Origin of the sequence: Pseudomonas sp. NBRC 111119, from assembly GCF_001320125.1 — a bacterium.
Classification (GTDB): domain Bacteria; phylum Pseudomonadota; class Gammaproteobacteria; order Pseudomonadales; family Pseudomonadaceae; genus Aquipseudomonas; species Aquipseudomonas parafulva.
Map to the genome: position 1 here is coordinate 217,569 of NZ_BCAV01000005.1, position 20,238 is coordinate 237,806.

The window sequence follows — 20,238 nt, forward strand, 5'->3', positions numbered from 1 at the left end:
CGAGGTGCCACGCGTTGGCGACAGCCTGCTATCGTGGCACGATTGCCAGGTTAACGACCGAGAACGACCAGATCATGCCGCAAACCACCGCGAAGAACCTGTCCCTGATCGCAGCCATCGACCTTGGCTCCAACAGTTTCCACATGGTAGTGGCCAAGGCCCACCATACCGAAATCCGCATCCTTGAGCGGCTGGGCGAAAAGGTGCAGCTGGCCGCCGGCATCGACGAAGAGCGCAGGCTCAGCGAAGAAGCCATGGAGCGGGGCCTGGAGTGCCTCAAGCGCTTTGCCCAGTTGATCAACGGCATGCCGGCAGGCGCCGTACGCATCGTGGGCACCAACGCCCTGCGCGAAGCACGCAACCGCAACACCTTCATCCAGCGTGCCGAAGCCATTCTGGGCCACCCCGTCGAGGTCATTTCCGGCCGCGAAGAGGCGCGCCTGATCTACCTGGGCGTATCGCACACCCTCGCTGACACCCCAGGCAAGCGCCTGGTGGCCGATATCGGCGGCGGCAGCACCGAGTTCATCATCGGCCAGCGCTTCGAGCCGCTGCTGCGCGAGAGCCTGCAGATGGGCTGCGTCAGCTTCACCCAGCGCTACTTCCGCGACGGCAAGATCACCCCGGCCCGCTACGCCCAGGCCTACACCGCCGCGCGCCTGGAACTGATGAGCATCGAAAATGCCCTGCATCGCCTGACCTGGGACGAGGCCATCGGCTCGTCCGGCACCATCCGCGCCATCGGCGCAGCCATCAAGGCCGGCGGCCTGGGCAATGGTGAGGTCAACGCCGAAGGCCTGGCGTGGGTCAAGCGCAAGCTGTTCAAGCTGGGCGAGGTCGACAAGATCGACTTCGACGGCGTCAAGCCAGACCGGCGTACCATCTTCCCCGCAGGGCTGGCCATTCTCGAGGCGATCTTCGATGCCCTCGAACTGCAGCGCATGGACCACTGTGACGGTGCGCTACGTGAAGGCGTGCTGTTCGACCTGCTGGGCCGCCACCACCACGAAGACGTGCGCGAACGCACCCTGAACTCGCTGATGGAGCGTTATCACGTGGACCAGGGCCAAGCGGCGCGGGTAGAGCGCAAAGCCCTGCACGCCTTCGACCAGGTGGCCGCCGCGTGGGACCTGCAGGGCGGTAACTGGCGCGACCTGTTGGGCTGGGCGGCCAAGGTGCACGAAATCGGCCTGGATATCGCCCACTACCACTACCACAAGCATGGCGCCTACCTGATCGAGCACTCCGACCTTGCCGGGTTTTCCCGCGAGGACCAGCAGATGATGGCCTTGCTGGTGCGCGGCCACCGCCGCAACATCCCCAAGGACCGCTATGCCGAACTGGGCGATGAAGGCGTGAAGTTGCTGCGCCTGTGCGTGCTGCTGCGCTTTGCCATTCTGTTCCACCACATCCGTGGTAACCAGCAGATGCCAAAAGTGGAACTCAAGGCAGACGATGACCGGCTTGAAGTGGTGTTCCCGCAGGGCTGGCTGGAGCAGAACCAGCTGACCCAGGCCGACTTCGCCAACGAGGCGGAGTGGCTGGCCCGGGTCGGGTTCATCCTCAGCGTACGTTGAGTACCGGGTTGCTCAGGCGCTCCAGCAGGGTCGCCTGGGCACTGCGCGGGTTCTGGTTGCCGGTTGGCGAGCTACGCACATAGCGGCCGTCCGGCTGCAGGGTCCAGGCATGGGTGTTGTCGGTGAGGTAGGCTTCCAGCTCCTTCTTCACCCGCAACAGCAGCTTCTTGCCTTCCACCGGGAAGCAGGTCTCCACACGCTTGTCGAGGTTGCGCTCCATCCAGTCGGCACTGGACAAGTAGATCTGCTCTTCGCCGCCATTGAGGAAGTAGAACACCCGGGTGTGCTCCAGGAAGCGGCCGATGATCGAGCGCACCTGGATATTGTGCGAAACCCCCGCAATGCCTGGGCGCAGGCAGCACATGCCGCGCACTACCAGGTCGATCCTCACGCCCGACTGGCTGGCCTTGTACAGCGCCTTGATGACCTTGGCGTCGGTCAGCGAGTTGAACTTGGCGATGATGTGCGCCGGTTTGCCGTCGAGGGCAAACTGGGTTTCCCGCGCGATCATGTCCAGCATGCCCTTCTTCAGGGTGAACGGCGCATGCAGCAGTTTTTTCATGCGCAGGGTCTTGCCCATGCCGATCAGCTGGCTGAACAGCTTGCCGACGTCTTCGGTGAGGGCATCATCGGAGGTGAGCAGGCTGTAGTCGGTGTACAGGCGGGCGTTGCCAGCGTGGTAGTTACCCGTGCCCAGGTGGGCGTAGCGCACGATCTCGCCCTGCTCGCGGCGCAGGATCAGCATCATCTTGGCGTGGGTCTTGAAGCCAACCACCCCATAGATCACTACGGCCCCGGCCGCTTGCAGGCGGCTGGCCATCTGCAGGTTGGACTCTTCGTCGAAGCGCGCCCGCAGCTCAATCACCGCGGTAACCTCCTTGCCGTTACGCGCTGCATCCACCAAGGCATCGACGATCTCCGAGTTGGCCCCGGAGCGGTAAAGGGTCTGGCGCACGGCGAGTACATGCGGGTCTTTGGCGGCCTGGCGCAGCAGGTCGATCACCGGCGTGAAGGACTCGAACGGGTGCATCAGCAGGATGTCCTGCTTGCCAATCACGCTGAAGATGTTGTCGGCATTCTGCAGCAGCTTGGGGATGGCCGGGGTGAACGGCAGGTACTGCAGCTCGGGGTGGCTATCCAGCCCGGTGATGCTGAACAGGCGCGTAAGGTTTACCGGGCCGTTTACCTGGTACAGCTCGCTCTCGCTCAGGCTGAACTGCTTGAGCAGGTAGTCCGACAGGTGTTTCGGGCAGGTGTCGGCCACCTCCAGGCGCACGGCATCGCCATAGCGGCGCGAGAACAGCTCACCGCGCAACGCGCGGGCCAGGTCATCGACCTCTTCGGAGTCCAGCGCCAGGTCTGCGTTGCGGGTCAGGCGGAACTGGTAGCAGCCCTTGACCTTCATGCCCTGGAACAGGTCGTCTGCGTGGGCATGGATCATCGACGACAGGAACACATAGTTGGCCCCCGCGCCGCCCACCTCCTCTGGCACCCGGATGACCCGGGGCAGCAGGCGCGGTGCTGGGATGATCGCCAGGCCCGAGTCGCGGCCAAAGGCGTCGACGCCTTCGAGCTCGACGATGAAGTTGAGGCTCTTGTTCACCAGCAGCGGGAACGGGTGCGTGGGGTCGAGGCCGATCGGGGTGATGATCGGGGCGATCTCGTCGCGGAAGTAGCGGCGCACCCAGGTCTTGAGCTTGGGTGTCCAGTAACGGCGGCGGATGAACCGAATCTGGTGCTTTTCCAGCTCGGGCAGCAGCACATCGTTGAGGATGGCGTACTGGCGGTCCACTTCGATGTGGACAAGCTCGCTGATGCGCGTCAGCGCCTGGTGCGGCTGCAAACCGTCGGCACCGGCCTGCTCACGGGCAAAATTGATTTGTTTCTTGAGGCCGGCTACGCGGATTTCGAAGAATTCGTCCAGGTTGCTGGAGAAGATCAGCAGGAACTTGAGGCGTTCGAGCAGCGGGTAGCTCTCGTCCAGCGCCTGTTCCAGTACGCGAATGTTGAACTGCAACTGCGACAGCTCGCGATGAATGTACAGGCTGGTGTCGTCCAGGCCTGGTACGGCGATGGCAGGCGCAGGGGCCGGCGGCGGCGTGACCGGCTCGGCGGCCTGCTCCACCAGAGGCTCTGGCACGGGGGGCAGGTCTGGCGGGGTCTGCACCAGTTCTTCCGGAAGCTCCTGGGCCTCCTTGATCACGACAGGGGTGAGCACTTCGTTGTTCATCTGGCGGTCCTGAGGACGTTAACGCCCTATCATCAATTGAGCGGCAAGATAAGCGCCCATTATGACGCCTGTGTTACATAACAGGGCAAGGCATGGCGCGTAGCATCAGGCATTGTCCGTGTAGGCATTGTTCACGTCGAGACACATTTGGACACTTTCCCGAATGCCCACGAAGGGGTAGGCTGCGCGTTCATTTCGCCAGCACCTCAGAAAATGCTCCAACAATTCCTGCAGGATTTCGGCTACTTTGCCCTTTTTCTAGGCACCTTCTTCGAAGGCGAGACCATTCTGGTGCTTGCAGGTTTTCTTGCGTTCCGCGGTTACATGGATATCAAGCTCGTGTGCCTGGTGGCCTTTCTGGGCAGCTATGCCGGGGATCAGCTGTGGTACTTCATGGGCCGGCGTCACGGGCGCAAGATCCTGGCGCGCAAGCCACGCTGGCAGGCCATGGGCGACCGCGCCCTGGACCACATCCGCCGCCACCCGGACATCTGGGTGCTGAGCTTCCGCTTTGTCTACGGCCTGCGCACGGTCATGCCGGTAGCCATTGGCCTGTCTGGCTACCCGCCACGGCGCTACCTGCTGCTCAACGGCATCGGTGCAGCCATCTGGGCAGTGGCCCTGGGTGCTGCGGCCTACCACTTCGGCGCCATTCTCGAAGGCCTGCTGGGCAACATCAAACGTTACGAGCTGTGGGTGCTGGGCGCCTTGCTGGTGCTGGGTGTGGGGCTGTGGCTGCGCAGGCGCTTCCGCACGCTGCGGGCAGAACGCCGGGCCGCGCGCGAGTCGCAGGACTGAACACCCGCGCGCCCGCGCAATCCAACCAAGCAGGACGTCCCCGCGCTGGGCAGCGCTGCCAGGCTGGCGGGTATCGAGCGCATCGACCCTGGAGAAATGAGCATGACAAAAAAAGTAGCGGTGATTCTTTCCGGTTGCGGCGTGTATGACGGCGCAGAAATCCACGAAAGCGTGATCACCCTCCTGCGCCTCGACCAGCGTGGTGCGCAGGTACAGTGCTTTGCCCCGGACATCGCCCAACTGCACGTCATCAACCACCTGACGGGCGAAGAGATGCCCGAATCGCGGAACGTGCTGGTGGAGTCGGCGCGCATTGCCCGCGGTGAGGTGAAGGATATCCGCGAGGCCAAGGCCGAGGACTTCGACGCGCTCATCGTGCCGGGCGGCTTCGGGGCGGCCAAGAACCTGTCCACCTTCGCGGCTGACGGGGCGGACTGCAGCGTCAACGCAGACGTACTGGCCCTGGCCGAAGCGTTCGCGGCCGCCTGCAAGCCGGTTGGCCTGATCTGCATTTCGCCGGCGCTGGCGGCCAAGATCTACGGGCCTGGCGTGGTGTGCACCATCGGTACCGATGCCGATACCGCCGCCGCCGTGGTGAAGATGGGCGGTACCCATGAAGAGTGCGACGTACACGACATCGTCGAAGACGTGCAGCGCAAGCTGGTGACGACCCCGGCCTACATGTCGGCCAAGACCATCAGCGACGCAGCCGGGGGCATCTACAAGCTGGTGGACCGGGTGCTGGAACTGACCCACGAGTAAACCCAGGCTCGCAGGGCCTGGCGCAGCGCCGTCGGCTCAGGCCTTGGACAGGCGGGCGATGATGCGGTCCAGCGCGTTGGCGAACGCCTGTTTGTCGCGCTCGGCGTAGGGCGGCTGCCCTCCCCCCGCCTGGCCCTGTTCGCGCAGTTCGGTGAACAGGTTACGTGCGGCCAACCGGTCGCCCATATTGCGCTCGTCGAACTCGCGCCCACGCGGGTCCAGCGCCGCCACGCCCTTCTTCACCAGGCGGTCGGCCAAGGGCACGTCGCTGCAGATGACCAACTCGCCCGGAGTGGCGTGTTCAACCAGGTAATCGTCGGCCGCATCAGGGCCACTGGGCACCACGATCAGCTTCACCAGCGAAAACGCCGGTTTGGCCACAGCCTGGCCCGCCACCATCACCACCTCGAACTTGCGTTTGAGGGCAAACTTCACGATCAGATCCTTGGCTGCCTTGGGGCAGGCGTCTGCATCGATCCACACTCTCATCAGAAACCTCACACTCAACTTGACCCGCCCATCATGCAGCAAGCCTGTGCAAAGCAGTAATTGCCGAGCAACCGACGGGCAAATGACGCCAATATCCCGATAATGCTGCTGAGGCACCGCGGGTAAGGCTAAACTCGCTGCAGCCCAACCGGCCTGCCGAGCGCCCCATGAACCACCCCCACGAAATCCGCCTTGACCTGGACCAAGGGATTGATCGCAAGCTCTTGGCGACGTTGCGTGGGCGTTTCATGCACATCAATCAGGGCCGGTTACTGCGCGCAACAGAGGGCCTGTCCACGCGCCAGCAGCAGGTGCTTACGCTGCTACCGCTGCTGCTGCACGTCAATCATCCCCTGCTGCCGGGGTACATCTCTGGCAATACGCCCGCCGGCGTGTGCGGCTTCGAACCGAGTGCCGCACAGGTGGCCGAGGCCCAGCGCCTGGCCCGTTCATTCAGCACCAAGCCCCGTGAAAACTCTTCGCCACGCCCGATACAGGGGCTGTTCCTGATCGGCAGCCTGGGCTCGCTGGCCCAGGCCGAGCAAAGTGACATGGACTTCTGGGTATGCCACGCCGCGGATCTGCAGCCCCAGGCGCTACAGGCCCTGCGCTGCAAGTGCCAATTGCTGGAGGCCTGGGCTGCCAGCCTGGGTGCCGAGGCGCACTGCTTTCTGATCGATACCCAAGCGTTCGCACAGGGCCAACGCACCGGCCAACTGGGTTCGGACGATTGCGGTACTACCCAGCACTACCTGCTGCTGGACGAGTTCTACCGCACTGCCATCTGGCTGGCTGGGCGCATCCCCGTGTGGTGGCTGGTACCGGTGGACCAGGAAGGCAATTACGCTGGCTACACCCAGGCCCTGCTGGGCAAACGCTTCATCCCCGACCAGGAAACCCTCGACCTTGGCCATCTGGCGCAATTGCCTGCCCAAGAGTTCGTCGGCGCCGGCCTGTGGCAATTGTTCAAAGGCATAGACTCGCCCCACAAGTCGCTGCTCAAGCTGCTGTTGATTGAGGTCTACGCCAGTGAACACGCCACCCAGCCCTGCCTGAGCCTGGAATACAAAGCGGCCGTGTTCGCCAACCAGACCGACCTGGACGCGCTGGACCCGTACGTGATGATGTACCGCCGCATCGAACGCTACCTGCTGCAACGCGGGCAACCTGCTCGCCTGGAATTGGTACGGCGCAGCCTGTATTTGAAGGTAAACAGAAAACTCAGCGACAAATCCCGGGCAAGTGGCTGGCAGCGCAGGTTGATGCAGCGCCTGACCGACGAATGGGGTTGGGGTCAGCGGCAGCTGGCCTTGCTTGACAGCCGCCCGCTATGGAAGGTGCAGCAGGCTACCCTGGAGCGGCGCGAACTGGTGGCCGAACTGAGCGGCAGCTACCGCTTTCTCAGCCACTTCGCCCGTGTGCGCGATGCGGCGAGCCGTGCCGACCAGCGCGACCTCAACGTGCTTGGCCGGCGACTTCGCGCAGCATTCGAGCGCCGTGCCGGCAAGGTCGAAGTGATCAACCCGGGCAGCGTGCAGGACCTTGCCGAGAGCCTCCTGACACTGGCCCAGGAACCTGATGGCAAGGCGCCCGGCAGCCATCGCTGGGCGCTTTACCGCGACAACCTCAGCACCTATGACATGGAACTTGCCAGCCCTCTCAGGCACGACCGGCACCTATTGCCCCTGCTGGCCTGGGCGCATTGCAACGGCGTGATCGACAGCAGCACCCGGCTGGCCATCCAGCCGGGGGCCAGCGACCTGGCAGAGCCGGAGCTGTCCGCGCTGCTGGGCTGCCTGCGGGCACTCATCAGCCTGCCAATGCCAGCCGCCAGCGAGGTACACCTGCTGCAACCCAGTGTGGCTGACCAGATTCTGCTGCTGGTAAACGTCGGGTTGGACCCCTTGCCCCATCACCGCGACCTGGACATCACCCTGACGACCGAGCGCACCGATTCGCTCAGCTATGGCGGCGTACGCGAAAACCTCGTGCTGACGGTGGACCAGGTAACCGTCAACACCTGGGGCGAAGTGCTGGTGGCGCGATACGAAGGTGAGCACGCGCTGGCCCGCTGCCTGCGCGACTATCTCGCCAGGCCCACGCGCGCGAATCACCGGCCGGGTGTACGGGTGCACTGTTTTTGCCAGAACCGCGCCCAGGCCATTCGCCAGCGCATCCAGGAGGTGTTCGATACGGTTCAAGGCCTGCATCAGCAGGGGCTGCCCTGCCGCTACCTGTTGCAGGTAGCGCACTACACCCATGTGCTGGAGCTGCTGCCGGGTGACGCCAGCCTCACTAGCCTGGCCGGGCATGACGAACTGCTGGCTTGCCTGGGGCAACCACGCAACCGTTACAGCCCCCTGCACCTGGACCCCAACGCCCTGCAAGGCACGGACCTTGCGCTGGCGCTGAAACAAGGCCGCCCTGGCTGCATTCAGGTGTTCCACAGGCTGCTGGGCGGCGTGGTAGAGGTGCATGTGCTGGATGAGTGCAATGCCCTGTGGCACCACCGCCTGCCGGTGCAAGACGACGCCGAACTGCCGCGCGAGCTCCAGCGCGTTTTGCACCCGCTGTTGCACGGCCGTAGCGCTGTGCCCGACATTCACTACGTGCCTCTGTAGCCATGAGGGCGTGAAGCCCCAGCTCGCTCAGAGGTCGAAATCACCTGCCGCTTCGGGCTGGTACTCGACCTCCAGCAGCTTCAGCTTGAGAGTTTTGCCCCCGGGCGCAGGCCAGTCGATCTGTTCGCCAACAGAAAGCCCCAGCAAGGCGCAACCAATGGGTGCCAGAATCGAAACCTTGCCATCTGGGCCGGCATCCTTGGGGTACACCAGGGTGAGGTGATAGTCCTTGCCGCTGGCTTCTTCACGGCAGTGCACCCGCGAATTCATGGTCACCACGCCGGCAGGTACGTCCTCGTGACCGACCACCTGTTCGGCGCGGTCCAGCTCGCCCATCAGGGCAAGCACGCCCGGCGTACTTTCGTCGAGGCTGTCAATAAGACGCTCCAGACGTTGTACGTCCAAACGGGTGAGGATGAGGGAAGGCTTGGTGCTCATGATCCAGTCAGACTCCTTTGAACAGGCAATTTTCGATGCACAGATAAAGCAAAACCCCGCCCAAGGGCGGGGTTTGTACAGGCTTTGGCGTCACCGACGCAGAACCCGACACTACCACAGCCGGGCAAATACTCAAGCCCTTGCGGTCACTGTGCCTTTGCCTGATCGCGCAGGCTCTGCGCCTCGCGGCAGATCTGCCGGCGGCGGTGGTCGTCGGCCGAACGCCACTCGCGGATATGCTCCACGTGGCGGTGGCAGCCGGTGCAGACGCGCTGTTCATCCAGCCGGCACACGCTGATGCACGGCGACGGGACGGCGGGGCTGACGTTGCTGTAAAGCGGCTTGGGCGGCCGGGCCTGAGGGGTGCTCATGTCAGATCTCTTCGAAGTCCAGCTTCTCGCCCTCCCGCTCCCAGACGATGCGCTCGAGCATTTCGCCCAGCAGCTCCTCGCTCTTTTCACACACCCACTTGCCGCTCTCTTCGTCGTAATCGAAGTGGAAACCGCCGGAGCGGTCGGCCAGCCACAGCTGGCGCAGGGGCTCCTGCCGGCTGAAGATAAGCTGGCTGCCGTTTTCGAACGTGATGGTCAGCACGCCTGCGGAGTTTTCCATGTCCAGGTCCATGCCGCTCTCGTCGAACAGGTCTTCCAGCGCCTGTTGGGTCGCATCGACCAGGTCGTGGAAACGCGCTTCAGTCAAACTCATTGCAGGAACCTCGAAATTGGCTGCATGACAGGCAAGCCGGGCAAGATACGGGCGCCAAGCGCCCGCCGCAAGCGGCAGATTGGAAGCTGCAAGCTGCAAGCCACAAGCTGCAAGAAAAGGCTCAGCGTACACCGGCCAGCTTTTTCTTGCCGCTTGTAGCTTGCAGCTTGTAGCTCGTGGCCTGCTGCTTGGGGCTGCCAGGCCCTCGCATAGGCAAGGCGCCGGTCGCTCGGTATACTCCGGCGCAATACTGCATTTTTTAAGGATTTCACCCATGAAGCGCCTGATTTCCTCCCTCGCGGCGCTGGTCGCTGTTGCCTGCCTCGTTTCCGCATGCGGCCAGAAAGGCCCACTGTACCTGCCAGATGATGGCAAGGACGGCAAGGATGTGCACAAGTCGCACCAGCACCAGAGCAAAGCCAAGCCCGCCCAGACCGACGAGCAACAGCCTGACGTGCAGTCGGAGCCTGAGCAATCGCCAGAGCAGTAAGGGAATCAGATGAACGCTTTCAACTACCGCGACGGTGAGCTGTTCGCGGAAGGTGTGTCGCTGTCGGCCATCGCCGACCGCCATGGCACGCCGACCTACGTGTACTCGCGGGCGCACATCGAAGCCCAGTACCGCAGCTATACCGATGCCCTGCAAGGCAGTGAGCACCTGGTGTGCTTCGCGGTCAAAGCCAACTCCAACCTGGGTGTGCTGAACGTGCTGGCACGCCTGGGCGCTGGCTTCGACATCGTTTCCGGTGGCGAACTGGAGCGTGTACTGGCTGCGGGCGGGCGGGCTGATCGCGTGGTATTTTCCGGTGTCGGCAAAACCCGCGAAGACATGCGGCGGGCCCTGGAAGTGGGCGTGCATTGCTTCAATGTGGAGTCCACCGACGAGCTGGAGCGCCTGCAAGTGGTGGCGGCCGAGATGGGCAAGGTGGCGCCGGTTTCATTGCGGGTAAACCCCGACGTGGACGCGGGCACCCACCCGTACATTTCCACCGGCCTCAAGGAAAACAAGTTCGGTATCGCCATCGCCGATGCTGAAGCCATCTACGTGCGCGCTGCTCAGTTGCCTAACCTGGACGTGGTGGGTGTCGACTGCCACATCGGCTCCCAGCTGACCACCGTGGAACCGTTCCTCGACGCGCTGGACCGCCTGCTGGTGCTGGTTGACCGCCTGGCCGAGTGCGGCATCCACTTGCGCCACCTGGACCTGGGCGGTGGCGTGGGCGTGCGCTACCGTGATGAGCAGCCGCCACAAGTGGCCGACTACATCAAGGCCATTCGCGAACGCGTGGGCCAGCGGGACCTGGCGTTGGTGTTCGAGCCGGGCCGCTACATCGTGGCCAATGCCGGCGTGCTGCTGACCCGGGTGGAATACCTCAAGCACACCGAGCACAAGGACTTCGCCATCATCGATGCGGCCATGAATGACCTGATCCGCCCGGCCCTGTACCAGGCGTGGATGGGTATTGATGCGGTCAAACCGCGCCACGGTGAAGGCCGCCCCTATGACCTGGTGGGCCCCATCTGCGAAACCGGCGACTTCCTGGGCAAGGACCGCATGCTGAACCTGGCCGAGGGTGACCTGCTGGCGGTGCAGTCGGCGGGCGCCTATGGTTTTGTCATGAGCTCCAACTACAACACCCGTGGCCGTTGCGCGGAAATCCTGGTCGACGGCGACCAGGCATTCGAAGTACGCCGCCGCGAAACCATCGCCGAATTGTACGCTGGCGAAAGCCTGCTGCCGGAGTAAGCCCATGCTGCTGCGCTTTACCAAGATGCATGGGCTGGGCAATGACTTCATGGTCCTGGACCTGGTCAGCCAGCACGCGCACATCCAGCCCAAGCACGCCAAGCAGTGGGGTGACCGGCACACCGGTATCGGCTTCGACCAGTTGCTCATCGTCGAAGCCCCGAACAACCCTGAAGTGGATTTCCGCTACCGCATCTTCAATGCCGACGGCTCCGAAGTGGAACAGTGCGGCAATGGTGCGCGCTGCTTCGCCCGCTTCGTGCTGGACAAGCGCCTGACCGCCAAGAAGCGCATCCGCGTGGAAACCAAGAGCGGCATCATCGTGCTGGACATCCAGCAAGATGGCCAGGTAAGCGTCGACATGGGCCCACCCCGGTTCATCCCTGCCGATATCCCGTTTATTGCCGATGAGCAGGCCCTGAGCTACCCGCTGGAAGTAGACGGCCAGGTGCATGCCGTTGCCGCCTTGTCCATGGGTAACCCCCATGCCGTGCTGCGTGTGGATGACGTGCAGGCCGCACCTGTGCATCAATTGGGGCCGAAGATCGAGCACCACCCACGCTTCCCGCAACGGGTCAATGCCGGCTTCCTGCAGGTGCTCGACCGCCATCGCGCCAGGCTGCGCGTGTGGGAACGCGGTGCCGGGGAAACCCAGGCGTGCGGCACCGGCGCTTGCGCCGCTGCGGTAGCCGCCATCAGCCAGGGCTGGATGGACTCCCCGGTATCACTGGAGCTTCCGGGCGGCCGCTTGCACATCGAATGGGCAGGCCCAGGCAAGCCCGTGCTGATGACTGGCCCGGCTGTGCGGGTTTACGAAGGACAGGTTCGACTTTAAGCGAGTAACCGTCATGACCGATCAGCCCAAGGTTGTACCCAAGCAGTCCGCTGACCTCGATGCCGAAGCGGTGGTCGCCTACCTGCGGGACCACCCCACCTTCTTCGCCGAGCACGACGAACTGCTGGTGGAGCAGCACATCCCGCACCAGCGGGGCGATAGCGTTTCGCTGGTAGAACGGCAGCTCAAACTGCTGCGCGACCGTAATATCGAGATGCGCCACCGCCTGTCGCAGCTGATGGATGTGGCACGCGACAACGACCGCCTGTTCGACAAAACCCGCCGGCTGATTCTTGACCTGCTCGATGCCGGCAACCTGGAAGAAGTGGTGATGGTGGTCGAAGACAGCCTGCGCCAGGAATTTCAGGTGCCCTTCGTCAGCCTTATCCTGTTTGGCGACAACGTCGCACCGGTGGGCCGCTGGGTCAGCAATGCCGAGGCCCAGCAGGCCATCGGCGCCCTGCTCGGTGGCGGCAAAACGGTCTGCGGCAACCTGCGCGAACACGAACTGGCGTTTCTGTTTGGTGAGGAACAACGCCGGGAAGTAGGCTCCAGCGCCGTGGCTGCCCTTGAGCACCAGGGCCTGCATGGGGTGCTGGCCATCGGCAGCCGCGACCCGCAGCACTACAAGAGCAGCGTCGGCACATTGTTCCTTGGCTACATCGCCGAGGTGCTGGGCCGGGTGGTGCCCCGCGTCAGCCAGACCCTGCGCCCGGTACGCTGATGAACCCCGCGCTGGAGGCTTATTGCGCGCACCTGCGCAACGAGCGCCAGGTGTCCGAGCACACGCTGCTGGCCTACCGTCGCGACCTGGAAAAGGTCATTGCCTACTGCAACCAGCACGGCATCGCCGGCTGGCAAGCCTTGCAGATCCAGCAACTGCGCCAGCTGGTCGCCAGGCAGCATCACCAGGGCCAGTCTTCGCGCAGCCTGGCACGCCTGCTGTCGGCGGTCAGGGGCCTGTACCGCTACCTCAACCGTGAAGGACTTTGCCAGCACGACCCGGCCAATGGCCTGAGTGCCCCCAAGGGCGAGCGCCGGCTGCCCAAGGTGCTGGACACCGACCGCGCCCTGCAATTACTGGATGGCGGGGTTGATGACGATTTCATCGCCCGGCGCGACCAGGCCATGCTCGAGCTGTTCTATTCCTCGGGCCTGCGGCTTTCCGAACTGACCCAGCTCGACCTCGACCATATCGACCTTGCCGGTGGCCTGGTACAGGTACTGGGCAAAGGGGGTAAGGCCCGGGTGCTACCCGTGGGGCGCAAGGCCCGCGAGGCATTGCAGGCCTGGTATCGCCTGCGCGGCATCGGCAACCCTCGGGACCGGGCCGTGTTCATTACCCGTCAGGGCAACCGCATCAGCGCCCGGGCGGTGCAACTGCGGGTAAAAGCAGCCGGTGAGCGCGAGCTGGGCCAGCACCTGCACCCGCACATGCTTCGCCATTCCTTCGCCAGCCATGTGCTGGAGTCCTCCCAGGACCTGCGGGCGGTGCAGGAGATGCTCGGCCATGCCGACATCGGCACCACGCAGATCTATACCCACCTGGACTTCCAGCACCTGGCCACGGTGTACGACAGCGCCCACCCCAGGGCTAAACGCAGCAAAGGCAGCGACTCATGAGCATCAAGCTGATCACGTTCGACCTCGACGACACCCTGTGGGACACCGCACCGGTGATCGCCAGCGCAGAAGTGGTGCTGCGCGACTGGCTGGAAGCCAACGCCCCGACCCTGGGCAGCGTGCCGGTGGAGCATCTGTTCGCCATTCGCGAGCGCCTGGTGCAGGCCGAACCTGGCCTGAAGCATCGCATCAGTGCCTTGCGCAGAAAGGTGCTTACGCACGCCCTGCAAGAGGTGGGCTACAGCGACCAGCAGGCCCTGGCACTGGCCAACGAGGGTTTCGAGGTGTTCCTGCATGCCCGACACCAGGTCGAAATCTTCCCGGAGGTGCAGCCGATGCTCGAAGCCTTGCGCCAGCACTACACCCTGGGTGTGGTGACCAATGGCAATGCCGACGTCAGCCGGCTGGGGCTGGCGGACTACTTCCGCTTTGCCCTGTGCGCCGAAGACCTCGGCATCGGCAAGCCCGACCCGGCGCCGTTTCTGGAGGCCCTGCGCCGGGGCGAGGCGACGGCCAGTGCCGCTGTGCACGTCGGCGACCACCCTGGCGACGATATTGCCGGTGCCCAGCGCGCCGGGCTGCGCGCCGTGTGGTTCAACCCGCAGGGCAAGCCCTGGGCAGGCGAGCGGGCGCCGGATGCGGAAATCCAGCAGCTGTCCCAGCTCCCCGGCATCCTCTCCCGCTGGGCCTGACAAGCCCTACCCCTCCAGCAAAAAACAACCACCCACAAAAAAGCCCGCAGCGACGGCGGGCTTTTGAGTACGCAACCACTCAGATAGGGCGGCTACCGTACTTGTTGTCTGGCTTCTTGGGCGGGTCGGCGACCACGTTGGCCTCCACTTCCTGAACCTTGCCGCCGCGCGCCAGGAACTCTTCCATGGCCTTGGCCAGGGCATCGCGTTCCTTCTGCTTGGCTTCCAGGCTGGGCATTTCGTCTACCGAGACAGCAGCCTTCGACTTGCCTTTGGCGGCAGGTGCCGGGCTGGTGTCGTCGTCGCCTGCATCTTCGGCAACGTCGTCAGCGGCTGCTTCAAGGCCTTCATCGCCTTCTTCTTCGTCACCGACCTCGAGGTCATCATTTTCCAGATCGTCGTCGCTCATGTTCTACCTCATGACTTGCAAAAGCAGGTTAGTTAGAGACCAGTGCAGCCGTAGACCGGCAGCCACTGGTGAAAATTCAACTGGCCGTGGGATATGGGCCACTGCCCCTGAGCCCGCACCCCTGATGGGAAGGCGGTGCCCGGCAGGCCCTGCTGATGGCAAGGCCTCGACATAACTTGCAACCCATGCTGGCTACCCGCCACTGGCAAGCCTAGCAAAGGCTGGTGAAGCGTGGGCGCTTCGCGTCCAACACCCTTCGGCGCGCATTCTAGCGCGCCCGCAGAAAAAGCAAAGCGCCATGAATGCGCCGTAATCTGTAAGTTTTATGCCTACGTGGCGAACGTGTGAGATAAACCGTTTGCCATGCAGGAAAAGCTAAAAAATTGGCAAAAAAATGCCCGGCAAGCCGGGCAAGTTTTTACAGGGCGGCAGTTACAGGTTGTAACCACGCTCGTTGTGCTGAGCCAGGTCGAGGCCGACCGACTCTTCTTCTTCGTTGACCCGCAGACCCATCACCAGGTCCAGCACCTTGAGGATCACGTAGGTGACGATGGCGGTGTAGGCCACGGTGAAGATCACGCCCTTGGCCTGGATCCACACCTGCATGCCGATATCGGTCACAGCGCCGAAGCCACCCAGTGCCGGGGCTGCAAACACACCCGTAAGCATGGCGCCAACAATGCCGCCGATACCGTGGACGCCAAAGGCGTCGAGCGAATCGTCATAGCCGAGCTTGCGCTTGAGGCTGGTTGCGCAGAAGTAGCAGATCACACCCGAGGCCAGGCCGATCACCAGGGCGCCCATTGGGCCCACGGTACCTGCAGCCGGCGTGATGGCTACCAAGCCGGCCACTACGCCCGACGCGATGCCCAGGGCGCTTGGCTTGCCGTGGCCGACCCACTCGGCAAACATCCAGCCCAGCGCTGCAGCAGCGGTGGCAATCTGGGTAACCAGCATGGCCATGCCGGCAGTGCCATTGGCCGCGGCGGCAGAGCCTGCGTTGAAGCCGAACCAGCCGATCCACAGCATGGCTGCACCCATCAGCGTATAGCCAAGGTTGTGCGGCGCCATGGGGGTGGTGGGGTAGCCTTTGCGCTTGCCCAGCACCAGGCAGCAGACCAGGCCGGCGATACCCGCATTGATGTGCACGACCGTGCCGCCAGCGAAGTCCAGTACGCCCCAGTCCCACATCAGCGCGCCGTCACCGCTCCATACCATGTGGGCGATCGGGGCATACACCAGGGTGAACCAGATGGCCATGAACACGAGCATGGCGGAGAACTTCATGCGCTCAGCGAATGCACCCACGATCAGCGCCGGGGTGATGATGGCGAAGGTCATCTGGAAGGTGATGAACACCGCTTCAGGGAACAGCGCGGTGGCCGAGGTCAGGTGGTCGGGTGTGACGCCATTGAGGAAGGCCTTGGAGAGGCCGCCCACAAAGGAATTGAAGTTGAGCACGCCTTTTTCCATACCGGTGGTATCGAACGCGATGCTGTAGCCGTAGACGACCCAGAGAATGCTCATAAGGCCGGTGATTGCAAAGCACTGCATCATCACCGACAGCAGGTTCTTGGAACGCACCATGCCGCCGTAGAACAGGGCCAGGCCGGGGATGGTCATGAACAGCACCAGCGCCGTGGCGGTCAGCATCCAGGCGGTGTCGCCGGAGTTGAGCACGGGCGCAGCTTCTTCTGCCAGGGCCAGCCCGGGCATTACGAAGGACAAAAGGGCTCCTAGCCCTGCGATCTTACGCAGAGTCATGTTGTTTTCTCCTGGGGCGTTGGGTTTGGTGAGGCTTTGTTGTTGCTTTAGATCGCGTCGGTATCGGTTTCGCCGGTGCGAATACGGATCGCCTGCTCCAGATTCACCACGAAGATCTTGCCGTCACCGATCTTGCCGGTGTTGGCCGCCTTGGTGATGGCTTCGATTACCCGATCAAGGTCCTTGTCGTCGATGGCGACATCGATCTTCACCTTGGGCAGGAAATCGACCACATATTCGGCACCCCGGTACAGCTCGGTGTGACCCTTCTGCCGGCCGAAGCCTTTGACCTCGGTGACGGTGATGCCCTGCACGCCGATTTCCGACAGTGACTCGCGCACGTCGTCCAGCTTGAACGGCTTGATGATGGCTGTGACTAGCTTCATGAAACTCTCTCCCGATTTGGTGGACTTGCCCCAGGAAAACAAACCCGTCTCAAGTCTAAGCGCAGCGGTTGGCTTTGTAACGCGTCGTCGGCATGCGCGCCGCCTGGTCACAAGGAACTGCATCAGTGCATGGCTCGATCATGTCATTGCAGAAACCTTGCCAGGTCAGGCAAACCCAGGAAAAACAGCACGTTATGCTTCATGCCAGGCATTGGCCAGTCGCCAGCATGGGCGGGGCGCACCCTTTCGGTGCGCCTGGCGCCGGCCCCCTGCGCGAAAAATGTGCAGCCGGTGGTGCGTCCGGCCGTTCAGGGCTGCGTGATACACTGGCTGCCATCATTCAATTGCAACGGACAGCCTCATGCTCGCGCCCAAAGCCCTCCTCGATGCCCTGAGCGATCAGGCCTCGCGCCTGTTCAACAGCGATACCAACCAGCCCCGCGCCGAACTCGAAAGCCAGTTCAAGGTGCTCATGCAGGGTGCCTTCAGCAAGCTTGACCTGGTCAGCCGCGAAGAATTCGACAGCCAGATGGTGGTACTGGCCCGCACCCGGGCGCGTCTGGAGGCCCTTGAGCAACAGGTGAGCGAGCTAGAGGCAAGGCTGTCCCCGAACCGACCCGATTAACCCGCCGTCCAAGGAGAGTCAACGCGATGAAAGTCAGTGCCCGCAATACGTTCGAAGGCAAAGTCAGCAATGTTCAACCCGGTGCCGTCAACGCTGAAGTGGAACTTACCCTGGCCGGCGGCGAGAAACTGGTAGCGGTGGTCACCATGACCAGCCTGCACAACCTGAACATCAACGTCGGCAAGCAGGCCGTGGCACTGGTAAAAGCCCCTTGGGTGGTGCTGCTCACCGACGCGGCGGGTTACAAACTGTCGGCCCGCAACGCACTTGAAGGTGAAGTGGTGCGGGTGGGCGACGGTGCCGTGAATGCCGAGGTGGTGCTGAAGCTGTCCGGGGGCACCGAGGTGTATGCCATCGTGACCCGCGAAGCCGTGCAGGAGCTGGGCCTGGCGCCAGGCGTGAAAGCGACCGCGTTGATCAAGGCATCGCACATCATCCTCGGCACCAAGCCCTAAAGTGGCTGGAAGGGCCGCTCAAGGCGCCTGGCGAAGGCGTGCGGGGCGGCCTTTGGCGGCAGCTCCCCGGGGCGCAGGTGGCCACGGAACAGGGCCGCACCACACTGAGTGAACAGGGTCTTTACCCGGTTGTTCGAATTGAGCACTTCGGCGTGGATGTGCTCGATCACGGAATCGCCCGGCTGCAGGGTGGCAGCATGGTTGACCCACTCGATGGCGGCATAGCGGCTTTGCCTGCGGGTGCCACGCCCCTGCATCCAGGCCAGGCCCAGTTCGGCACTGGCCCGGGCAGCGATCCACGGGTCCGGGTGTTCCACCAGGCTCAACAGGTAGGCCACCGCCTCGGCGCGTTCCCGTGCGTGGCCAAACTGGCGCAGCAGCATGCCCAGCCGGAGCCGCGCACAAGCGTTGGTTTGCGGGTGGCTCAAAGCGTCGATCAACAACCGCCGCACACCCAGCATGGTAGTACGGTCACGCAGGTTCGCATCGCCACGCATGCGCAGGCAGGCCAGCCGGTACTTGGCTTGCCGGCTCCCGGCCTCAACCGCACGCTGCAACCAGCGCTCGGCCACTTCATCGTCCAGGTAATGTTCCGGGGTGTGTCCCAGGTCGCCGTGATGCAGCTCGAACATTGCCAACGCGGCGCCCCGCAGGTTCAGTTCGGCGCAGCGCTCCAGCAGGTAGCAGGCCACTTCGTGCCGGTTCGCCGACCACAGCAGGCGCACCAGGTCGAGAAGCTCGAAGCCTGGTGCCTGGCCTGCACGCTGGCGCCTGACCGCGACCTGCAGCCAGTGCCGAGCCTGCTCGCCATTACGCGCCATCCCCCACAGGCCAAAACGATAGGCAGCAGCCCGCAAGGCGCAGGCAGCAGCATGGGAGCGCCCTTCACACAGGCGCAGCATGGCCGTGTGCAACAGGGCCTGCTCATTGGCCGCCCCGCTCGCCAGCGCAACACGCACCAGGCGGTTGAATGGCTGGCCCAGCGCCTGAATGGCCCCGATGTCAGCGTCACATGCCAGGCTGGCCACAAAATCGGCAAAGGCATCGCCACGTGCCGGTATGGCGCAGCTTCGCAGCGCGCCACGCCAGGCCAGCACCACGGCGTTATCCCTGGGCCTGAGCGGGCGCTTGGCCCAGGCATCGCATAACGCCTGGTAATCATCGACCGTTTGCGGCTGATCTAAGGCCGGTAACGCAAGCCGGTCTTCGATAGCCATCCAGCGCAGCGCGTTGCGCAGCGCCTCGCCCCAGTTTTCACACAGCGGCCCACTGGCCAGCAGCTCGACTGCCTGCAAGCTGCCCCCCCAACGGGGCAACAGGTACTGGGCATACGCCTGGATGGCCTCGAAGCAGCCGGGCCAGGCGGCCAGGGCATGGCGCATCCAGTAGTGGTGCGGAGCCTCCTGAGGATCGTCGTCGCGCGGCTGCAAGCCAGCCGGCAGCACTTTCGGCAGCTCTGCCAGCGGCAATACGCCATGCCTGACCAGAAACGGCGCTGCTGCCTCCTGGACTTCAACATCAGCATTGGCGTTGGGCCTGAAGCGCGCGGGCTGGTGCTGAAACAACTCGATGAGCCAGCCCGGTTCACGGAAGTGAGCGCTGATGTGCAGCATGCCGATGGCCGCCGCTGCGGGTTGACGGGAATGGGCCATTGCCCGCAGCAGGTGCGCCGTCGCTGTCTCGCACATCTGCTCCACAGCCAGAAAGCGTGCCGCGGTGCGCGTGCCACTCTGGTCCACCTGGCAAGCCCTGTTGAAGCAGTGAAAACCCATGACTACCTGGGGGTGATAAGCCCTGGGGCAGGCATCGATCCAGGCCTTGAGGACTTGGCTCAGCGCTCTGTCGCCCTGCTCGGGGGCGACCAGCATGTGCCCCTCGACAGCGGCCATGTAGGCGGGGAAGTCACCCGGCAGGGCCTGGCGCCAACGCGCCTCCAGGCTGTCGAAAAAACGATTGAGTTCAACGAATGCACTGGCCTGAACCAGCTCGCGGATCGCCTCCCGCGTGTGGGTGAGCGTTTGCACAGAGCAATACCTCAAGTCCATTTCAAGGTAGAAGCGGTGCCATCCAATGGCATCGACG

Annotated in this window: 21 protein-coding genes; 12 read left to right on the forward strand and 9 right to left on the reverse strand. The window is 63.6% G+C overall.

What is annotated here, in order from left to right; all coding sequences use genetic code 11:
* Window positions 1-74: 74 nt before the first annotated feature.
* On the forward strand, window positions 75-1,577 hold the full coding sequence (gene ppx / locus APH25_RS01885) for an exopolyphosphatase (protein ID WP_028632943.1): 1,503 nt from the start codon (window positions 75-77) through the stop codon (window positions 1,575-1,577).
* Here ppx and ppk1 read toward each other — a convergent pair.
* Window positions 1,564-3,807, reverse strand: coding sequence for a polyphosphate kinase 1 (ppk1, locus tag APH25_RS01890; RefSeq protein ID WP_060480879.1), 2,244 nt, complete (start codon window positions 3,805-3,807; stop codon window positions 1,564-1,566). The genes ppx and ppk1 overlap by 14 nt on opposite strands.
* Before the next feature lie 213 nt (window positions 3,808-4,020).
* Here ppk1 and APH25_RS01895 point away from each other — a divergent pair, with 213 nt between their 5' ends.
* Together APH25_RS01895 and elbB are read left to right on the forward strand one after the other, a co-directional pair.
* Window positions 4,021-4,605, forward strand: a complete 585-nt coding sequence (locus tag APH25_RS01895; RefSeq protein ID WP_033727970.1) for a DedA family protein — start codon at window positions 4,021-4,023, stop codon at window positions 4,603-4,605.
* Between the two features lie 102 nt (window positions 4,606-4,707).
* Window positions 4,708-5,367: an isoprenoid biosynthesis glyoxalase ElbB gene (gene elbB, locus APH25_RS01900; protein WP_028632941.1), complete on the forward strand. Its 660-nt coding sequence runs from the start codon at window positions 4,708-4,710 to the stop codon at window positions 5,365-5,367.
* Between the two features lie 36 nt (window positions 5,368-5,403).
* Here the strand turns inward: elbB and APH25_RS01905 are convergent, their stop codons facing one another.
* The gene (locus APH25_RS01905; RefSeq protein ID WP_028632940.1) at window positions 5,404-5,856 is read right to left on the reverse strand and encodes a YaiI/YqxD family protein; all 453 of its coding nucleotides are present in this window, start codon (window positions 5,854-5,856) and stop codon (window positions 5,404-5,406) included.
* A 167-nt stretch (window positions 5,857-6,023) separates the two neighbouring features.
* On the opposite strand from APH25_RS01905, the gene APH25_RS01910 reads away from it, so the two are divergent.
* Window positions 6,024-8,477: a class I adenylate cyclase gene (locus APH25_RS01910; protein WP_082428191.1), complete on the forward strand. Its 2,454-nt coding sequence runs from the start codon at window positions 6,024-6,026 to the stop codon at window positions 8,475-8,477.
* 27 nt (window positions 8,478-8,504) lie between these two features.
* Here APH25_RS01910 and rnk read toward each other — a convergent pair whose 3' ends face one another.
* From rnk to cyaY, 3 genes are all read right to left on the reverse strand, one after another.
* On the reverse strand, window positions 8,505-8,915 hold the full coding sequence (gene rnk, locus APH25_RS01915; protein ID WP_028632939.1) for a nucleoside diphosphate kinase regulator: 411 nt from the start codon (window positions 8,913-8,915) through the stop codon (window positions 8,505-8,507).
* A gap of 146 nt (window positions 8,916-9,061) precedes the next feature.
* Window positions 9,062-9,286, reverse strand: a complete 225-nt coding sequence (locus tag APH25_RS01920; protein ID WP_028632938.1) for a DUF1289 domain-containing protein — start codon at window positions 9,284-9,286, stop codon at window positions 9,062-9,064.
* A gap of 1 nt (window position 9,287) precedes the next feature.
* Window positions 9,288-9,620, reverse strand: a complete 333-nt coding sequence (cyaY, locus tag APH25_RS01925; protein ID WP_060480880.1) for an iron donor protein CyaY — start codon at window positions 9,618-9,620, stop codon at window positions 9,288-9,290.
* A 274-nt stretch (window positions 9,621-9,894) separates the two neighbouring features.
* Between cyaY and APH25_RS01930 the strand changes: the two genes are divergently transcribed.
* From APH25_RS01930 to APH25_RS01955, 6 genes are read left to right on the forward strand one after another with little or no spacing between them, the layout of a single operon-like run.
* Window positions 9,895-10,110, forward strand: a complete 216-nt coding sequence (locus tag APH25_RS01930; RefSeq protein WP_060480881.1) for a lipoprotein — start codon at window positions 9,895-9,897, stop codon at window positions 10,108-10,110.
* A 9-nt stretch (window positions 10,111-10,119) separates the two neighbouring features.
* Complete coding sequence (gene lysA / locus APH25_RS01935; RefSeq protein ID WP_060480882.1) at window positions 10,120-11,367, forward strand: diaminopimelate decarboxylase; 1,248 nt, start codon at window positions 10,120-10,122, stop codon at window positions 11,365-11,367.
* A gap of 4 nt (window positions 11,368-11,371) precedes the next feature.
* Window positions 11,372-12,202 carry a diaminopimelate epimerase gene (dapF, locus tag APH25_RS01940; protein ID WP_060480883.1) on the forward strand — a complete coding sequence of 277 codons (831 nt, stop codon included), beginning with the start codon at window positions 11,372-11,374 and terminating at the stop codon, window positions 12,200-12,202.
* Window positions 12,203-12,215: 13 nt separating this feature from the next.
* A complete protein-coding gene (locus APH25_RS01945) occupies window positions 12,216-12,926 on the forward strand; it encodes a DUF484 family protein (protein WP_060480884.1) in 711 nt (236 codons plus the stop codon).
* Window positions 12,926-13,825, forward strand: coding sequence for a tyrosine recombinase XerC (gene xerC / locus APH25_RS01950; RefSeq protein WP_060480885.1), 900 nt, complete (start codon window positions 12,926-12,928; stop codon window positions 13,823-13,825). Before APH25_RS01945 ends, xerC begins: the two co-directional genes overlap by 1 nt.
* The gene (locus APH25_RS01955; protein WP_028632932.1) at window positions 13,822-14,517 is read left to right on the forward strand and encodes an HAD family hydrolase; all 696 of its coding nucleotides are present in this window, start codon (window positions 13,822-13,824) and stop codon (window positions 14,515-14,517) included. The genes xerC and APH25_RS01955 overlap by 4 nt, the downstream gene beginning before the upstream one ends.
* A gap of 79 nt (window positions 14,518-14,596) precedes the next feature.
* On the opposite strand, the gene sutA is transcribed toward APH25_RS01955, so the two are convergent.
* The 3 genes from sutA to glnK all read right to left on the reverse strand — a co-directional run bounded on the left by sutA (window position 14,597) and on the right by glnK (window position 17,076).
* Entirely contained in the window at window positions 14,597-14,926 is a 330-nt protein-coding gene (gene sutA, locus APH25_RS01960) for a transcriptional regulator SutA (protein ID WP_060480886.1), read from the reverse strand.
* Window positions 14,927-15,358: 432 nt separating this feature from the next.
* The gene (locus APH25_RS01965; protein WP_028632930.1) at window positions 15,359-16,690 is read right to left on the reverse strand and encodes an ammonium transporter; all 1,332 of its coding nucleotides are present in this window, start codon (window positions 16,688-16,690) and stop codon (window positions 15,359-15,361) included.
* A gap of 47 nt (window positions 16,691-16,737) precedes the next feature.
* Window positions 16,738-17,076, reverse strand: a complete 339-nt coding sequence (gene glnK / locus APH25_RS01970; protein WP_002555808.1) for a P-II family nitrogen regulator — start codon at window positions 17,074-17,076, stop codon at window positions 16,738-16,740.
* A gap of 361 nt (window positions 17,077-17,437) precedes the next feature.
* Between glnK and APH25_RS01975 the strand changes: the two genes are divergently transcribed.
* The gene (locus APH25_RS01975) at window positions 17,438-17,701 is read left to right on the forward strand and encodes an accessory factor UbiK family protein (protein WP_028632928.1); all 264 of its coding nucleotides are present in this window, start codon (window positions 17,438-17,440) and stop codon (window positions 17,699-17,701) included.
* A 26-nt stretch (window positions 17,702-17,727) separates the two neighbouring features.
* Complete coding sequence (locus APH25_RS01980; RefSeq protein WP_060480887.1) at window positions 17,728-18,156, forward strand: molybdopterin-binding protein; 429 nt, start codon at window positions 17,728-17,730, stop codon at window positions 18,154-18,156.
* Here the strand turns inward: APH25_RS01980 and APH25_RS01985 are convergent.
* On the reverse strand, window positions 18,153-20,180 hold the full coding sequence (locus tag APH25_RS01985; protein WP_060480888.1) for a DUF4034 domain-containing protein: 2,028 nt from the start codon (window positions 20,178-20,180) through the stop codon (window positions 18,153-18,155). The genes APH25_RS01980 and APH25_RS01985 overlap by 4 nt on opposite strands.
* Window positions 20,181-20,238 lie beyond the last annotated feature (58 nt).

Excerpts from the sequence above, each read along its gene's own strand:
- APH25_RS01975 (WP_028632928.1), top strand. The coding sequence starts at position 17,438 with ATGCTCGCGCCCAAAGCCCTCCTCGATGCCCTGAGCGATCAGGCCTCG.
- APH25_RS01895 (WP_033727970.1), top strand. The coding sequence starts at position 4,021 with ATGCTCCAACAATTCCTGCAGGATTTCGGCTACTTTGCCCTTTTTCTA.
- APH25_RS01910 (WP_082428191.1), top strand. The coding sequence starts at position 6,024 with ATGAACCACCCCCACGAAATCCGCCTTGACCTGGACCAAGGGATTGAT.
- xerC (WP_060480885.1), top strand. The coding sequence starts at position 12,926 with ATGAACCCCGCGCTGGAGGCTTATTGCGCGCACCTGCGCAACGAGCGC.
- APH25_RS01930 (WP_060480881.1), top strand. The coding sequence starts at position 9,895 with ATGAAGCGCCTGATTTCCTCCCTCGCGGCGCTGGTCGCTGTTGCCTGC.
- ppk1 (WP_060480879.1), bottom strand. The coding sequence starts at position 3,807 with ATGAACAACGAAGTGCTCACCCCTGTCGTGATCAAGGAGGCCCAGGAG.
- APH25_RS01920 (WP_028632938.1), bottom strand. The coding sequence starts at position 9,286 with ATGAGCACCCCTCAGGCCCGGCCGCCCAAGCCGCTTTACAGCAACGTC.
- lysA (WP_060480882.1), top strand. The coding sequence starts at position 10,120 with ATGAACGCTTTCAACTACCGCGACGGTGAGCTGTTCGCGGAAGGTGTG.
- APH25_RS01965 (WP_028632930.1), bottom strand. The coding sequence starts at position 16,690 with ATGACTCTGCGTAAGATCGCAGGGCTAGGAGCCCTTTTGTCCTTCGTA.
- rnk (WP_028632939.1), bottom strand. The coding sequence starts at position 8,915 with ATGAGCACCAAGCCTTCCCTCATCCTCACCCGTTTGGACGTACAACGT.
- glnK (WP_002555808.1), bottom strand. The coding sequence starts at position 17,076 with ATGAAGCTAGTCACAGCCATCATCAAGCCGTTCAAGCTGGACGACGTG.
- APH25_RS01905 (WP_028632940.1), bottom strand. The coding sequence starts at position 5,856 with ATGAGAGTGTGGATCGATGCAGACGCCTGCCCCAAGGCAGCCAAGGAT.
- sutA (WP_060480886.1), bottom strand. The coding sequence starts at position 14,926 with ATGAGCGACGACGATCTGGAAAATGATGACCTCGAGGTCGGTGACGAA.
- dapF (WP_060480883.1), top strand. The coding sequence starts at position 11,372 with ATGCTGCTGCGCTTTACCAAGATGCATGGGCTGGGCAATGACTTCATG.
- elbB (WP_028632941.1), top strand. The coding sequence starts at position 4,708 with ATGACAAAAAAAGTAGCGGTGATTCTTTCCGGTTGCGGCGTGTATGAC.
- APH25_RS01955 (WP_028632932.1), top strand. The coding sequence starts at position 13,822 with ATGAGCATCAAGCTGATCACGTTCGACCTCGACGACACCCTGTGGGAC.
- cyaY (WP_060480880.1), bottom strand. The coding sequence starts at position 9,620 with ATGAGTTTGACTGAAGCGCGTTTCCACGACCTGGTCGATGCGACCCAA.
- APH25_RS01945 (WP_060480884.1), top strand. The coding sequence starts at position 12,216 with ATGACCGATCAGCCCAAGGTTGTACCCAAGCAGTCCGCTGACCTCGAT.
- ppx (WP_028632943.1), top strand. The coding sequence starts at position 75 with ATGCCGCAAACCACCGCGAAGAACCTGTCCCTGATCGCAGCCATCGAC.
- APH25_RS01980 (WP_060480887.1), top strand. The coding sequence starts at position 17,728 with ATGAAAGTCAGTGCCCGCAATACGTTCGAAGGCAAAGTCAGCAATGTT.